General features: G+C 60.7%; 13 protein-coding genes and 2 pseudogenes. All 15 read left to right on the forward strand.

Annotation, left to right across the window (positions count from 1 at the left end; genetic code table 11):
- The first annotated feature begins 126 nt into the window (after nt 1-126).
- The 15 genes and pseudogenes from OMP40_RS38210 (at nt 127) to OMP40_RS38270 (ending at nt 15,516) form a co-directional block, all read left to right on the forward strand.
- Nucleotides 127-1,224: a response regulator gene (locus OMP40_RS38210; RefSeq protein WP_277539443.1), complete on the forward strand. Its 1,098-nt coding sequence runs from the start codon at nt 127-129 to the stop codon at nt 1,222-1,224.
- Between the two features lie 295 nt (nt 1,225-1,519).
- Nucleotides 1,520-1,582: pseudogene (locus tag OMP40_RS42960) on the forward strand (hypothetical protein); the annotation flags it as partial.
- On the forward strand, nt 1,563-1,748 hold the full coding sequence (locus tag OMP40_RS42965) for a helix-turn-helix domain-containing protein (protein WP_420872121.1): 186 nt from the start codon (nt 1,563-1,565) through the stop codon (nt 1,746-1,748). The pseudogene OMP40_RS42960 and the gene OMP40_RS42965, both read left to right, overlap by 20 nt.
- Before the next feature lie 12 nt (nt 1,749-1,760).
- Nucleotides 1,761-3,566: a cache domain-containing sensor histidine kinase gene (locus OMP40_RS38220; RefSeq protein ID WP_277539445.1), complete on the forward strand. Its 1,806-nt coding sequence runs from the start codon at nt 1,761-1,763 to the stop codon at nt 3,564-3,566.
- A 213-nt stretch (nt 3,567-3,779) separates the two neighbouring features.
- Nucleotides 3,780-5,573, forward strand: a complete 1,794-nt coding sequence (locus OMP40_RS38225; protein WP_277539447.1) for an ABC transporter permease — start codon at nt 3,780-3,782, stop codon at nt 5,571-5,573.
- Nucleotides 5,574-5,685: 112 nt separating this feature from the next.
- On the forward strand, nt 5,686-6,984 hold the full coding sequence (locus OMP40_RS38230; protein WP_277539449.1) for an ABC transporter substrate-binding protein: 1,299 nt from the start codon (nt 5,686-5,688) through the stop codon (nt 6,982-6,984).
- Entirely contained in the window at nt 6,944-7,123 is a 180-nt protein-coding gene (locus OMP40_RS38235; RefSeq protein ID WP_277539450.1) for a hypothetical protein, read from the forward strand. Before OMP40_RS38230 ends, OMP40_RS38235 begins: the two co-directional genes overlap by 41 nt.
- A 226-nt stretch (nt 7,124-7,349) precedes the next feature.
- Nucleotides 7,350-9,191, forward strand: coding sequence for a CARDB domain-containing protein (locus OMP40_RS38240; RefSeq protein WP_277539452.1), 1,842 nt, complete (start codon nt 7,350-7,352; stop codon nt 9,189-9,191).
- Between the two features lie 136 nt (nt 9,192-9,327).
- A complete protein-coding gene (locus tag OMP40_RS38245) occupies nt 9,328-10,341 on the forward strand; it encodes a family 16 glycoside hydrolase (protein WP_277539453.1) in 1,014 nt (337 codons plus the stop codon).
- 226 nt (nt 10,342-10,567) lie between these two features.
- Nucleotides 10,568-11,416, forward strand: a complete 849-nt coding sequence (locus OMP40_RS38250; RefSeq protein WP_277539454.1) for an AraC family transcriptional regulator — start codon at nt 10,568-10,570, stop codon at nt 11,414-11,416.
- Between the two features lie 102 nt (nt 11,417-11,518).
- Entirely contained in the window at nt 11,519-12,931 is a 1,413-nt protein-coding gene (locus OMP40_RS38255; RefSeq protein ID WP_277539455.1) for an ADP-ribosylglycohydrolase family protein, read from the forward strand.
- Nucleotides 12,932-13,028: 97 nt separating this feature from the next.
- A complete protein-coding gene (gene yunB / locus OMP40_RS38260; RefSeq protein ID WP_277539456.1) occupies nt 13,029-13,955 on the forward strand; it encodes a sporulation protein YunB in 927 nt (308 codons plus the stop codon).
- 77 nt (nt 13,956-14,032) lie between these two features.
- Nucleotides 14,033-14,308, forward strand: a complete 276-nt coding sequence (locus tag OMP40_RS38265) for an iron-sulfur cluster assembly accessory protein (protein WP_277539457.1) — start codon at nt 14,033-14,035, stop codon at nt 14,306-14,308.
- A gap of 229 nt (nt 14,309-14,537) precedes the next feature.
- Nucleotides 14,538-14,600, forward strand: a pseudogene (locus OMP40_RS40980) (hypothetical protein); the annotation flags it as partial.
- A gap of 73 nt (nt 14,601-14,673) precedes the next feature.
- Nucleotides 14,674-15,516, forward strand: coding sequence for a PfkB family carbohydrate kinase (locus tag OMP40_RS38270; RefSeq protein WP_338131392.1), 843 nt, complete (start codon nt 14,674-14,676; stop codon nt 15,514-15,516).
- The last annotated feature ends 7 nt before the right edge of the window (nt 15,517-15,523 follow it).

Below are 15,523 nucleotides of genomic sequence, written 5' to 3' on the forward strand. Positions count from 1 at the left end.
GGCGGAGCTTCGGCTCCGCCGCTTTTTTTCGTTTGGCGTCTAGTGCGACCGGAAATTTATGGTATACTGCATGGCGGAAGAGATGACCGAACTTAAAGCCGAACGGCAAGGGGGAGGGCGAGCGGCATGTACGCGGTATTGGTTGTCGACGACGAGTCAGTCGTGTGTCAGGGAATCAGAGATTATTTGTTCGAATCGGGCCTGAACATCTCCAAGGTTTGGACGGCTTCGAACGGTTACGAAGCGCTCGATTATATCCGCATGGAGCAGATCGATCTGGTTCTGACCGATATTCAGATGGACGGGATGAACGGAATCGAGCTCATGGGGTCGATTCAGTCGGAGAAGGCCGATCTGCCCGTCGTCGTCATCTCCGCGCACGATGCGTTCGAATACGCGCAGCAGTGCATCCGCCTTGGCGCACGCGACTATCTGATCAAGCCTGTCCGGCTCGCTAATCTCGTTCAAGTCGTCGGCCGCGCGCTCACCGAACGGCATGAGCGATACAAGCAGGTGCTTGAGGACTCGCTGAAGCTGAAGTTCTCGATGACCGGCATGTCGTCGCTACGTACGTATATGCTGAACGAGTTGATTAGCGGGGCGCTGGCCGAGGCCGACGACTATGCTTTCATTTTCGAGCAGATCGGCGTCGCTTTGGACGGTCCCTATTACGCCGTCATTGTCGTCGACCTTCAATGGGAACGCGCGGGAGTCAGCGGGGCCGAGGTGCGTTCGTTGCGGGACCGGAATTTGCTCAAGTACGCGGCGGTCAACATCATCGAAGAGACGCTGTCGGACTGGAACGCAGTGACCTTTTACGGACAGGGGAACCGCATCGTCGTGGTGCTGCAAATGTCCGAGGCGGAATACGTTCGCCAATCGGACCCGGTAACCCTTCTTAATCTGCTCGGCAAAAAAATCGCAGGCAATATTTTGGCTTATCAGCATATGGACGCCGTCGTCGGCATCAGCCCGCTCGCGCGCGGGCTGGCCTCGATGCCGGGAGGCTACAGGCAGGCCGGGGAAGCGTCCAAATGGCACGGCTGGTACGCGGATCACCGCGTCTTCTACGCGGAAGACTTCTCGCCGAAGGAAGAAGGCGGCAAGGTCGCTTGGCAGGAGAAAACCGAGCAGTTCGCGGCATGGATGACCGGCGGGAAGCGCGGAGAGGACGCTCGGGCGATCGTAAGCCGGTTTTTTGGCCGATATCTCTCCCGTCCTTGAGAGCGGCGACGCGACCGGCATTGCGCTGAGCGTCGCCTACCGCGCATATGCGATTCTTCTCGATCGGAAGCTGACGGCAAACGGCGGACAGTCGCTCGATCCGGTCGTGTATTTCCGGTTTCCGCTGGCGGCGCATGCGGCCAAGGAACGGCTCACCGCCTATCTGACCGAGGCTGCGGAGCTGATTGACGCGGCCGTGCAGGATTACGACCATGCGATCATCCGGGACGCGATCGAATATATCCGGCGGCATTATCGGAATAAGGGGCTGAAAATTCAGGATGTGGCCGACGATGTGCACCTGAGCCCCAACTATTTGAGCTATCTCTTCAAGCAGATTGCCGGCGAAACGGTGTGGGAATACGTCACGCGGCTTCGGATGGAAGAGGCACGCCACTTGCTGCTGCATACGGCAAAAAAAGCGTTACGAAATTTCGGACGAGGTCGGATACGAGTCGCCCGAGCATTTCAGCCGCATTTTTAAACGTTACTACGGGGAAAGTCCCAATCATGTCCGCGGATAGGGGGCGAAGCCGTTGAACCAAAGGACGAAGCTGCAGCCGTTAATGCGGCGGGCGCTTTTGTTCGTCGTGCTTTTCATGCTCGTTCCGATGCTGCTTATTTTCTGGTACTCGTCGGAGCAGGCGTCGTCGTCGATCCAGACGCAGGTCGGTCAGGCGTTGTCCGAGCTGAACAAGCAAAACCACGCGACGATCGACAGGGTGATCGGCTCCGTCGACCAGGCGACGGTGACGCTCATGGGCTCCGATCTGGTGCAGAGCTGGACGGTCGCCGGCAGCGAAACGGTCCAACAACGGCTGGGGCGGTATGTGAAGACGGAGAAGCTGCTGGCCGATTACGCTTCCGGAGTCAAATATTCGCTGATCGTCCTGGACGACCCGGCAGACTATAGCTTCGCCCCCGGCATGGACGTATCCGATTCGGGCGTGTTTTTCGTTTCGGATGCGAGCGGGTTGCCTTGGCTGGAAAAAGCGATTCGGGACGGCGGGATAGGCTCGGTGCAAATGGCGGAAAAATTCGGCTTTAACCCGGACAAGCGTAAGACCGCAGCCTTTGTTCGCGCGGTCGCCGATCTGTCCGGCAGCAGCGGCGCCGTTCGCGTCGTCCTCATGGCGGCTCTGGAGCCTGCGCTGCTCGAAGACCTCGATTCCATCTCGCTGCCGGAGCAGTCCCGTAAAGTCTTGACCGATACGGACGGTACGGTGCTCGCCGGCTCCGCGCCGACGATGTCCGCGTTCGCCGTTCCAGCCGTCGCCCGCCGCCTGCTCCCGGGCGTATGGACGTCCTCCAAAGCCATGTTTATCGCGCATGACAGCCCGGCATACGGCAGCCGTTTAATTTATGAGGTGCCGCTACGCAAGCTGGTCGGCGCTCATCGCGCCGTGCAGACCATTATCCAAATATCGGCCGTATGCTACTTCGTCGTTCTGCTTGCTTTCCTCGTGTACTTGCTGAGAGTCGTGCTGCGGCCGATGGGCAGGCTTGCCCGTTTGTCGAGGTCGTACGAGCCCGGCAAGAAGCTCGAACGTCTGCCGGAGGAAGGGCGGAACGATGAGATCGGTTTTTTCTACCGTTCGTTCTATTCGATGACAGAGCGGCTTAACCAACTGGTGCAGGAGAAATACGTCATGGAAATCAAGCAGAAGGAATCCGAGTTGACGCTCATGCATTCCCAAATTACGCCGCATCTGCTTTATAACACGCTCGACTCGGTCTACTGGTACGGCATTCGGGGCGGCGTGCCCGAGGTGGCGGACATGGTGCGCGATCTGTCGACGCTGCTGCGGATCGGTCTCAGCCGCGGCAAGGAGCTCATCACGGTTCGGGAAGAGCTGCTGCACGTCGAGGCGTATCTTCAGTTGCAGATAAAACGTTACGACTCTTCGTTTACGTTCCGTATCGAGGCCGATGAGAATGCGCTGGAGTGCCTGGTGCCGAAGGTTACGATACAACCGCTGGCGGAGAACAGCATTTTGCACGGCATTGGCAAAATGGACGGCGAAGGCGAACTGACGATCCAAATCGCGATCGCGAACGGCGAATTGACCGTAAGCGTGGAGGACAACGGCTTCCGGCCGGTCGACCTGGACAAGATCGGGGCCATCCTGCGAGAGGAAGCCGATCCGGACAAAGGCTTTGGCATCCGCAACGTGCACAAGCGCATTCGGCTCCGCTTCGGCGACGCGTACGGACTATCGTACTTTGCGCGCGAGGAGGGCGGTACGAGGGCGCTCATCCGGCTGCCCGCCGTTCGAACGGCGGAGCAGGTCCCTTCGTTCGGCTATGCCGCGAATCCCAATCCGAATCGCCCGCCCCAATGACGAATCGCTGTCGCCGCATTCGGCCCGGCTGCGCCTGAAGTCGATAAACGCCGACTTCGGACGCAGCTTTTTTTATGCCCTGAGAATCCGTCATCCAGTCGGTAGGACCCGTCATAGGCGCGGGATAACCGTTGGATTACAATGGGGCATGTGCTTGCTCGGGACCTTAAGAAAGAGCGGCAGCAATCGACACTCGGGAAGGAAGTGGAAAGGATGGGCGCGCATAATCCCGCCGCGGCGGCTCGCGGGGCGAGCGGCCGGTTCATCAGGGCGGGCAGGGAATACTTCTGGGGAGTCGCCTTCGTGCTGCCGGCGATCGCCGTCTTTTGCGTGTTTCTTTGGACGCCGATCGCGAAGGGCATCGGATACAGCTTCATGAACGTAGACTTCGTGAACGGCGACACGTTCGTCGGATGGAAAAATTACCGGGAGGTTTTCTCGAACGGCGATACGGTCATCGCCGCCAAAAACACGCTGTATTACATGTTTCTCGGATTAGTCATGGGATTCTGGGTGCCGAGCCTCGTCTCCATCGCAGTATCCGAGCTGCGCTGGTTTCAGGCCGCGATGCGACTGATCGTTTACCTGCCCAACATCGTGCCTGCCGTCGTGCTGTACGGCATGTGGCAGTGGCTGTACGACCCGCTCGGACCGATGAACCAAATACTGTCCTGGGTCGGCATCGATCCGGTGGCGTGGCTGACGGCTAAAGGAGCGGCGATGGTCTCGATCGTCATCGTGGAGACCTGGCAGGGCTTTGGTGGAGCGACGCTCATTTATTTGGCGGGCATCGTCGGCATACCGAAGGACTTATACGAAGCGGCCGAAATCGACGGGGCCGGCGTGCTTCAACGCATCCGGCATATTACGATTCCGGGCATCCGCCACCTTTATGCGCTGCTGTTCGTGCTCCAGCTTATTCATGCCTCTCAGGGCTTTATGACGCATATGGCGCTGACGGGCGGGGGGCCGAACAGGGCGACGCTGACCTACATGTACCAGATCATTAACGAAGCGTTCACCAATTTGAATTACGGCAAAGCGTCGGCGATGGGCGTGCTGATGTTCGTCGTACTCGTCGTCTTATCGCTCGCGCTGTATGCGATCCAGGGGGAGGAGCAAGCCGTCATGAGCCGCAGCGTACGCGAACGCAGCATTATGTCGAATTTCGACTTCAGGAAACGCTCCATAGCAGCCGGATATGCCGTTATGCTGGCCGTGCTCGTCGCGATCGCGATCACGATGCTGTATCCGTTCGGAACGACCTTTTTCTCGTCGCTGAAGAGCAAGCAGGAGATTTACACGTTTCCTCCCACTTATTTTCCGCACCATCTGGCATGGGAGAACTACAAGGAAGGATTTCGGTACCTTCCGGTCGGCCGGGCCTTCTGGAACACGCTGATCGTCTACGCGGGCAGCGCGGCGCTGCCGCTGCTCGTCACCGGGCTTGCTGCGTTCAGCATGTCCCAGATGAAGCTGCCATTCCGAAAAGGCGTCAGCCTGTTTTTCATGAGCACGCTGATGATACCGAGCGCGACGTATTTGATTCCCAATTTTCTCAATTTGCAAAGCCTCGGCCTGATCGATTCGTATTGGGCGCTTTGGCTTCCGAGCTGCGCCAACGCCTTTCATATTTTGCTGCTCAAAAGCTTTTTCGACGGCATTCACAAGGAATTGTTCGAAGCGGCGCGCATCGACGGGGCGTCCGAGCTCCGCTGCTTCTTCAGTCTTGCGGTACCGCTGTCGATCCCCGCATTTACGACGCTGCTCATTTTCGCCTTCACGGCGACCTGGAACGATTGGTACTGGCCTTCGCTCGTGCTGACCTCCCAAGATAAGTATCCGATCGCTACGATGGTCTATCACAACATCATTCAATCCGGCAATATCCCGTGGAACGAGAAGTTCAGCGTGCTATCTTTCGTGATGCTGCCGCCGCTCGTGTTCTTCCTCTTTTTCCAGAAGCACATCATGAGCGGGCTCAATTTGGCCGGCGTCAAAGGTTAGGGAGGATTCGTCATCCAGGATCGAAGGATCGGTCATCGATTTAGGACGGTCGGACGCGTTAAGATCGGCTATGTCGAAAGACAACTTACAATCGCGAAAGAGGGATCGGTGCATGAAAAGCAAAAAAGCGGCGCTGGCCGTGCTTGGCGCAGCGCTGGCAATGAGCGCGACCGCGTGCGGCGGCAACGGGAATAACGAGAACGCGGGAGGAAGCGCCTCCGGTACGGAAAACCAGGGGACGGCAAGCGAGGTCAATCAGACCGGACAGGCGGCCAAGCCGGTCACGCTGACGATTCAGTATCCGAAATCGGACAACCCGACGGGGATCGCGAACGAGGAGAACAAGATCAAGCGTTTTACGGCGCAGTATCCGAACGTCACGCTGAAGAAGAACGATTGGGAATACCGGCCGAACGAGATCGGGATCAAGATGGCGGCCCATCAAGCGCCTTCGTTCTTCAACACCTATGCGACCGAGGGGAAAACGCTGATCGAGCATCGATGGCTGACCGACTTGACGCCGTTCATGGCGAAATATCCGCATGCGGACGAGTTTAACGAGACGTTGACGCCTCCCTTTACGATCGACGGCAAGCTGTACGGGGTACCGGCCAACGGGTACGTGCTTACCGTTACGCTGAACAAGAAGCTTTTCGAGGCGAAAAACGTGCCGCTGCCGGACGCCAATTGGGATTGGGACGACTTCTACGCCGCGGCCTCGGCGACCGCCGATCCGGCCAAAGGAATCGCGGGCTTCGCGATTATGGCGAAGGGCAACGAAGGCGGCTGGAACTGGACGAACTTCCTTTACCAGGCGGGCGGCGACGTCGAGAAGGTGGAAGACGGCAAGGTGACGTCGGTCTTCAACTCGGATGCGGGCGTGAAGGCGATGGCCTTCCTGAAGAAGCTGAGGTGGGAAGGCGGTGCGCTTCCGAATAACTGGGCGTTGAACCACGACGACACGTACAACCTGTTCAAGCAAGGACGCGCCGCCATCGTGCTTGGCAACGAGGTCGAGGATGCGGTCAACAACGGCGGCATGAAAAAGGAAGACCTCATGGTGCTGCCGATGCCGTCGATGGATAAAGGCGGAGATCATATCGGCGTGATGGGCGGCAACTATCTGGTCGTCAATCCGGAGGAATCGCCGGAAGTGCAGCAGGCGGCCTTCGATTACATCACGTACAACATGTTCAGCGACGACGGGCTGACGGATCTGGAGAGGGTGCTGAACGACCGGAAGAGCAAAGGCCAAACGTACGTATACGGCGACGGCGCGACCTACTACAAGCCGGATTCGGATTATGGCAAAAAAAGTGCAGGCGGTGATCGATCGATTCCCCGATATCGTGTTCAAAATCGATCCGCAAGTGGCCCAACTGGTCAAGGGCAAGCCCGAAGCGCCCTATAACGCGCAAGACTACTATGCGGCCTTGACCAATGTCATGCAGGAGGTACTCTCTGACAAGAACGCGGACGTCAAGCAGCTGATGGACGAGGCTGCCGCCAAATTCGATAAAGATGTGCTGTCCAAAGTATCCCTGCAGTAGCGGCTTCAGGATCTAATCGAGAGGGAAGGAAGAGCCCGCTTCGCTTCGGCGGAGCGGCTCCGGCTCCTTCCCGGCTCGACGCCGGGAAGGGAGGGATGCGCGCAGGCGAACGAGGGGCGGAGTCGCGAGCCGCCGACGCTATCGATTTTTACGATGTAAGCGCTATATGGCGAGGACGGCGCCCGCAAACGGGCACGTCGACAAAAAAAGGACGGAGGTTTGAATCATGACGCGATTCCAACGGCAATGGAGACGGCAATGGGCAGGTAGCTTGGCGATGCTTCTTCTTCTTACCTGCTTCGGCTATATCGGCACGGCGGCTGCGGCCGATCTGCCGGATCTCGTGGTGACGGGGATCGAAGTATCCCCGGCCGAGGGACATACGGGCGACACGGTCCAGGTCACGGCTACGGTCAAAAATCAAGGTGCGGCCGCAACGCCCGAAGGCACGATCATCGGCGTCGTGGCCTATGTGGACGGCAACTTCATCGGCTATTCGGATCGTTATTCGACTTCGCTCGCGCCGGGAGCTTCGATCCAGATTCCGATCCGGCAGGGCGGCTCGAACGCCGGCGGCTGGAGCGCGACTGCGGGAAGCCATACGATCTCCTGCCTCGTGGACGACGTCAACCGGATTGCCGAGAGCGCGGAAAATAACAATTCCTATACGCGTCCGGAGCCTTACGCGGTGACGACGCTAAGCGGTCCCGACCTTGTCGTGCGCGACGTTGTTCGCGTTCCGGACAAGCTGACGGCGGGCCAGGCGATTACGTTCAGCGCAACGCTGGTCAATCAGGGAAATCAGGCGACGGCAGCGGGGGCGGGTCCGGTCGTGCACTTCCTCGTCGACGATCAGATCGTCGCGGCCAGCAGCCCTTACACGGGTGCGCTCGCGCCGGGCCAGGCGGTATCGGTAACGGGCGGCGTATACGGCAATCGAACGACCGCCGCATGGACGGCCTCCGAAGGCAATCATTCGCTGAGCGCGGTGGCCGATGCGCAGAACGCGGTGCAGGAGACGCGAGAGACGAACAATCGGACCGATCAGCCGCTCGTCGTCGCGCCGATCGCAGCCGAGAACGCGAAGCGAGCCGATTCGTTCGTCGATTCCATGGGCGTTACTACGCATCTGTTTTATTTCGATACCGCCTATGCCAAGTACGAATCGATCATCAAGCCCGCGCTCGTCAAGCTGGGCATTCGGCATATTCGTGAAGGCGCTTCCAAAAACGGCACGCAGCAGACCCGGCTTAAGGACCTGGCCGCCAGCGGCATTCACGCCAGTCTGTTGTTCGATCCCCGGGGCACGCAGATCGCGGATGCGGTCGACATCGTGACGGGGGCGCAGCCGGCCGTCGAGGCGATCGAAGGGCCGAACGAGTACAACAACAGCGGCGATACCGACTGGGTGAATACGTTCCGAAACTACACGATCCAGCTCCACGATGCCCTGAAGGGTGATTCGCGAACCGCCGACTTGCCGATCTGGTCCGGCACGACAGCCAACGATCCGAACGCCTATCAATTGATCGGCGACTTGAGCGATTACGTCGATTACGGCAATATTCACCCGTACCCGGGAGGCGCCGTGCCGGCGATCGGCTTGCAGGGTAGCGTCGATATGATTCAGCCCTCGTTCGCGGGACTGCCGATCATCGCATCCGAGAGCGGGTATCACACCTTCAACGGCTGTAGCGGGACGCAATGCTCGCAGCCTGGCGTATCGGAAGCCGCGGAGGCGATCTACATGCCGCGTCTGTTCCTCGACTTCTTCAACCAGGGAATTGCCCGTACTTATGCGTACGAGTTGATCGACGAGAAAAAGGACAGCCCGGCGTCCGATCAGGAGCAGCACTTCGGCCTGCTTCGCAACGACGGCTCGGAGAAGCCGGCATATAGGGCATTGCAAAACCTGATCGGATTGCTCCAGGAGCCGGGCGCAGCGTTCACGCCGGGGGCGCTAAGCTATGCCATTAACGGGAACACCGAGGATCTGCACCATACGCTTCTTCAGAAATCCGACGGAACGCAATATTTGCTGCTGTGGGCGGACAAAAAAGAGCTTTGATACGTCCGGCAACCGGGATATCGACGTACCGGATCAGCAACTGACGGTCGTATTCAATCAGCCGAAATCGGCAACCGTCTATAAGCTCGACGAAAGCGGCGCGCTCTCCCATTCCGCGCAGGCAAGCGTCGATCACGTGAACCTGAACGTCGACGATCGCGTCACCATCGTCCAGCTCGGCGGTACGCCATGGGACGTCGGACCGGGGACGCCATCGGGGCTCGCATCGGTTTATGAAGCGGAGTCCGGCAGCGTAGCGGGCGGCGCAGCCGTCAGCGGCGACGCGAATGCGTCCGGAGGACACAAGGTCGGCAATTTGCATGTCGGCGGCGCGAGCGTCAGCTTCCAGGCCGACGGCGGCATCGGCGGAGAGGGAACGCTCGCGATCACGTACGCGACCAGCATCGTTTATCCGACCAAAAGCCTGTATGTCAACGGCGCGCTCGTCAAGCAGCTGGTGCTGCCGACGACGGGCAGCTGGAGCCGATTCGCGAAGCTGACGACGACGATTCCGCTTCAACCCGGCAGCAATACGATCATGATCAAAAACAATGCGTCCGATTATGGCGGGATCGACGTAGACAAGTTCGAGGTCGCGGTCAACGGTCCAGCAGGGACAGGAGCCGCAACAGCGCCCTTTTTCGACAGCTTCCCGAGCGCTGCGGCAGCGGGTTGGACGCCGTACGGCGGAACCTGGGGCGTGAACGCGTCCAACTATGTCGTCGACAGAGGACCGGGCTACAAGTCTTTTGCAACCGCACAGGGCTTTGCGGACGGCACGCTCAAGGCGGATATTCAGTCGGCGGCCGGCGGCTATGCGGGCGTAGTTTTCCGGGCAAGCTATCCCGGCGTCGGCCGATATGCGTTCAACGGCTACTTCGCCGGCGTGGATAGCGGCGGCGGCGTTATTCTTGGCAAGGCGACGGCGGGCGCTAACGGCTGGACGACGCTTGCGACGGTTCAGACCGCGCCGGCAAGCGGGTATTATCATCTGGAAGTCAAGGCAACCGGCAGCAGCATCAAAGTCTATCTCGGCAGCTCGACGGTTCCGGTTATCGATACGACGGATTCGTCGTTTACGTCCGGCATGGCCGGCGTCAGGGCCGATCAGACATCCGCGCGATTCGATAATTTTCGCATCGTCCCATAAACGATCCGGCATTAAAACCGACCCGCCCGGGGTCGGTTTTTTTGCGGTTCGCGCGCCCAAGCTAGGCACAACTTGAAACTCGCCAGCTAAGAAGAGGAGGGCTTGCGCCCTCCGATTAAATTTCAGTTCTTTCCTCTACGATTTCGTTGCCGAAAATCGAGGCCCGCCGTTATATAATAGCGCTAAAGCGCCGGGAACGATCGGCGCGAACGCGAGGAGAGCCGATATGCTCGAGATGTTCAGCTTCGACGCCGCGGTGCCGCTTCATCTGTTCGAATACGGGTTAAAAAGGGAGCGCACCGAGCAGCATTGGCATTCCTTCTACGAGATCGGCTGCTGTCTCGAGGGCCGCGGATCGTTTTTCATCGGGGAGGAGACGGTGACCGTCGAACCGGGTACGCTGATGCTCTTTCCGCCTTACGAGCCGCATATCGCGATGGCGGAGGACGAAGGATGCCGGTTCGCGTTCGCTTATTTCAGCGAGTCTTTGTTTTTGCCGGAGGACCGGTATCTGCTGCGTCCGTTCGCGCGCGCGGCGACCTGGAGCGAGCCCGAATGGCGCTCGCATCGGCCTTCGCCGTCAGAGCGTCCGGACACGCTGTTCGCCGCCATGCTCGCCGAGTATGAGACAAAGCCGTCCGCGTACGGTCCGTTCCTGCGTTCGGCGATGCTGACGCTCGCGGTTTGGCTGTACCGCGCCCAAGAAGCGCGCTACGGACGCAGAGAATGGCGGGAGCGAAGCGATGCGCTTGAGCGGTTGCGGCCTGCGCTGGAGGCGGTGGCTGCGAGATTCCGGGAGCCGTTCGGGCTGCGCGAAGCGGCTGAGGCGCTGGCGCTAAGCGAATCGCGCACGCGTCATTTGTTCGTCGAAGGCGTAGGCAAGCGGTTCAAGGAGTACCTGACGTTCGTGCGCGTGCAGGAGGCGAAGCGACTGCTTGCGACGAGCGGCTTGTCGGTGACGGACGTGTATCTCGCCTGCGGCTTTCAGAGCGCGGCGCCGTTTTATCGATCGTTTCGGCAGCTCGTTGGCTTGAATCCCCAGCAATACCGGGAGAGATACATGAGCCGAGGATAGCCGTTTTTAAGAATGGAACCGGGGCAAAAAGAGATGAAAGCGCATCCCGTTCGGGTTATGGTGAGGATAGCAGTGACCGATACCGAAGGGGTGCGATAAACGATGGCAGGATGGGAAAAGCTGAGCGAGCTCATGCGCAGGGAAATCATTCAAAGAGAAGAGGAAGGCTGCGCAGCAGACGGGTTCGAGCGCCGGCGGGCGCAGTGCGGGGAGGACGAGGAGAAGCTGATGGCTTTGTACGCGGAATTAAGCGCGCTCGAGCCGCGTCCTGACTTTCCTTTCGTCGAGCCGTCGGATCTGGCGGGCATCCGCGCGCTGCGTCCCGTTGCCGCGAACCGGAGTCGCGGCGGCGACGGCCCGGAGCTTGGCGAAGCGGCTTGGCGCGACAAGTTTCTCGGCGCCTGGTCGGGCCGGCTGAGCGGCTGCGCGCTTGGCAAGCCGCTGGAGTCGTGGCCGATGATGGGCGGCTCGAACGGCAATCCGGGCTGGCGCAACGTGCAGCTCTGGTTCGAAGGCGCCGACGCCTGGCCGATCCGCGGCTATACGCCGCGGCGGTCGCGGGCCGAGTCCGAACATATCCACATTTCGGACTGGTGCATGAAGAGCACGCGCGAGCAGATCCGCTTCATGGAGAGCGACGACGACGTGCGGTACACGGTGCTGGGCCTGCTCATGCTGGAGGAGAAAGGGCTGGACTGGGACGCTTGGGATATCGGCAAGCTCTGGCATGGCCGCTTGACCTACCAGCAGGTGTGCACGGCGGAGACGCAGGCCTATTTGAACTTCGGGCAAGTGACGTCCCATATGAACCGGGACAAGCCGGCGGATTGGGCGGCCAAGCAGGAGTGGGTGCGCACGCACCTCAATCCGTATCGCGAATGGATCGGCGCGCAGATCCGCGCGGACGGATTCGCGTACGGCGCCGCGGGCAATCCCGGGCTGGCTGCCGAGCTGGCTTGGCGGGACGCCTCCTTTTCGCACGTGAAGAACGGCATTTACGGCGAAATGTTCGCGGCCGCCATGATCGCGGCAGCCTTTACGGAGTCCGATCCGGAGCGGATCGTCGAAGCGGGCTTGCGGGAGATTCCGCGCACCTCGCGGCTCGCGCATGACATCGCTCAGGCGGTGGACATCGCGATGGCCGCGAACGATCAGCTTGAGCTCGTCAGCCGCATCTGGGAGGCGTTCAAGCATTACGACCCGGTCCATACGAACAACAACGCGGCGCTGGTGGCGGCATCGCTGATCCATTCGGGCGGCGACTTCGAAAAAGGAATCACGACCGCGGTGCTCGGCGGCTGGGATACGGACTGCAACGGCGCGACGGTCGGTTCGATCCTGGGGGCCAGCTTGGGCGCTTCCGCCTTGCCCGCGTCGTGGATCGAACCGCTGAACGATACGTTTTACGCGGATCTGGCCGGGTTCGATCCGATCTCGATTTCCGCGTGCGCGGAACGGAGCTACCAGGTTTTCTTGCGAATCCGCGAGCAAGCCGCGACGCTCTCCGGCAGATAAGGCGAACGCCGATCTATTTTGCGCCTTTCCTACATAAGCATGAAGAGAGTTCGTCCCGAATTCGGCATGCTTAAAGGGAAGGGATGTGAAGTCCCGGATGCGTAGAAAATGGGGACGCTGGCCGCCGGCGGGCAGAAGCTGGGGCCTGCGGTTGTCCGCCTCGAGAGGCTGGAGAAGCGCGAGAAGCGCCGCCTTCAGGCCGAGGACGTCGTCCGGCTTCGGCAGAAGCAGGGGCTTCGTCTCCCGGCCTGCCAGGAACAAGCCGTCCGTGCCTGGCCGGGCGTATTCAAGCCGGCCCCGCATGTCCGGCAGCCGCGCGAGACGGACGCCGCGGCTGCCGCGAAGGTACTTTTTTCTCGCGCTGCTCGCGATCGCGCTTTTCGCCGCCGTTCAATCCTTTGTTTACCTGGATCGCTATCTGAGAGAGCCGCTCATGTTCCTCGCCAAGGAACGGATAACCGAGATGGCCGTCCAGGCGATCAACGCCGCAATCACGGAAAATATCGCGGCAGGGGCGGACGGCAGCAAGATGGTGCATTGGAAAACGAACGCGGCAGGCAAAACGACGGGCATCGAGATCGATTACAAGGAACAGATGCGGATCACCGCGCAGACGATCGCCGTCGTCGAGGAAGCGCTCAAGGAGCAGGAGGCGCTGCACGAGCGCATCCCGATCGGGCACGCCGTCGACAGTCCGTTCCTGTCGTCGCTCGGTCCGAGCGTGGCGGTGAGACTGCATCCCATCAGCACCGTTCAGGCGGAAGTGCGGACCCGCCAGACGAGCGCGGGCATCAATAACGTCCTCGTCGAAGTGTATATCCATGTCGCGACCAATATCGCGATCGTCATTCCGTTCGACCGGGAGCCGAATCGGATCGAGACGGACATCCCGCTCTCCTACGTGATGGTAGCCGGGGATACGCCGCTTTATTATTACGACGGCGGCGGCAATCCCGTCGGCAGCGGCGCTTCGCAAGCGCCTGCGCTGAGCTTGCCCGCGCCTTCCGCGACCGCGGGGCCGTGAACGCCGGCTTGTTCCCTCCGAAGCCGGACTGCTATAATACAGGCAGCAAGCAATGAACGCGAACGGAGGTCGGCGACATGGAACTTCGCATATCGGAGGCCGCGGCGGCCTGCTTCCTCGAGGAATGGGCGTACAGCCGGGGAGACAAGGTTCGCATCTACGTCCGTTATATCAGCGGAGGCAGCGAGCCCTACGGTTTCGGCATCATGCTGGACGATCCGGTGGATCCCGCCGCGGAAGCGGATGCGGACGGTCTTCATTTTTATATGGAGAGCAAGGACGTCTGGTTCATCGAGCAGGGCACGCTTACGATCGACCGCGACGAAGACGGCATCGCCTTCAAGGTGAGCTAAGGCGGGAGAGCGGCTGCGGCGCTTGAGGCGGAACGGACCGTTGCCGGGTCGTGCTTTACGACGCCGGAACGGTCTTTTTTTGCTGCGAACGGCGGGTGGTTCGGATCGGCGATCCCGCCGCGGCGGCGCCCGAATTGACAAACGGCCGGCGGTCCGGGAAAATGACAAGCAGTATACCCTAGTGGAGGTTGAAACCTTGAGCAAGATCGCAGTCATTGGCAGCATCAATATGGATATCGTGAATCAAGTCGAAGCGTTTCCGCAGCCGGGAGAGACGATCCACGGCCGCGGCACCGCTTACCAGCCGGGCGGCAAAGGCGCGAACCAGGCGGTCGCGGCGGCGTTGGCGGGGGGATGGCGCGATCATGATCGGCGCCGTCGGCGACGACGCGTTCGGCGGCGCGCTGACCGACTCGTTGCGGTCGCGCAGCGTGGATACGAAGACCGTATCGATCAAGGCGGGCTCGTCGGGGCTCGCGTTCATCACCGTCTCGGAGAGCGGGGAAAATACGATCGTCTTGTCCGCGGGCAGCAACGGCAAATTGTCGGAGGCGGACGTCACGCGCGATGCGCTGGCAGGCACGGAGATCGCGCTGCTGCAGAACGAGATTCCGCTGGCGGTCAACCTGCACGCGCTGAAGCTGTGCGCGGAGCTGGGGATCAAGGTCTGCTACAATCCGGCGCCTGCGGCCAAACTTCCTGCGGAGGCGCTTCCGCTCATCGATACGCTCGTCGTGAACGAGACCGAAGCGGAAGTCGTTAGCGGTTTGGCGGTGAACGGGTTGGAGGACGCCGAGCGGGCGGCGCGCGCGCTGCAGGCCGAGGGCGTCGGGCGAGTCATCGTGACGCTGGGCGGCAAAGGCGCGCTTGCGCTCGACCGCGGCGGCGACGCGCTGCGCGTGCCGGCGTTCAAGGTCGAGCCGGCGGACACGACCGCCGCAGGCGACACCTTCATCGGCGCCTACGCGGCTGCGACGGCGGCGGGCCTGGAGCTTGCGCCGGCGCTTCGCTACGCGGCAAGCCGCGGCGGCGATCTCCGTCACGCGGCACGGCGCGCAGAGCTCGATCCCTGCAAAGGCGGAGATCGAGCGGTTTCTGCAAGAGCGGGCGTAACCCCAAGGCGCGCGGCGCATTGGTTGCGACCGGGCGAGGCATGGCGGAATTGCACAAAACGGCGCTCATCGGGCGCCGTTTTGCCATGTCTTTAAAGCTAAA

It is taken from the genome of Cohnella rhizosphaerae, from assembly GCF_029525575.1.
GTDB lineage: Bacteria > Bacillota > Bacilli > Paenibacillales > Paenibacillaceae > Cohnella > Cohnella rhizosphaerae.

What these genes read in the sequence shown, in the direction of transcription:
- OMP40_RS38240 (WP_277539452.1), top strand. Translation starts at nt 7,350, where the DNA reads ATGACGCGATTCCAACGGCAATGGAGACGGCAATGGGCAGGTAGCTTG.
- OMP40_RS38250 (WP_277539454.1), top strand. Translation starts at nt 10,568, where the DNA reads ATGCTCGAGATGTTCAGCTTCGACGCCGCGGTGCCGCTTCATCTGTTC.
- OMP40_RS38230 (WP_277539449.1), top strand. Translation starts at nt 5,686, where the DNA reads ATGAAAAGCAAAAAAGCGGCGCTGGCCGTGCTTGGCGCAGCGCTGGCA.
- OMP40_RS38270 (WP_338131392.1), top strand. Translation starts at nt 14,674, where the DNA reads ATGATCGGCGCCGTCGGCGACGACGCGTTCGGCGGCGCGCTGACCGAC.
- yunB (WP_277539456.1), top strand. Translation starts at nt 13,029, where the DNA reads ATGCGTAGAAAATGGGGACGCTGGCCGCCGGCGGGCAGAAGCTGGGGC.
- OMP40_RS38210 (WP_277539443.1), top strand. Translation starts at nt 127, where the DNA reads ATGTACGCGGTATTGGTTGTCGACGACGAGTCAGTCGTGTGTCAGGGA.
- OMP40_RS38225 (WP_277539447.1), top strand. Translation starts at nt 3,780, where the DNA reads ATGGGCGCGCATAATCCCGCCGCGGCGGCTCGCGGGGCGAGCGGCCGG.
- OMP40_RS38265 (WP_277539457.1), top strand. Translation starts at nt 14,033, where the DNA reads ATGGAACTTCGCATATCGGAGGCCGCGGCGGCCTGCTTCCTCGAGGAA.
- OMP40_RS38255 (WP_277539455.1), top strand. Translation starts at nt 11,519, where the DNA reads ATGGCAGGATGGGAAAAGCTGAGCGAGCTCATGCGCAGGGAAATCATT.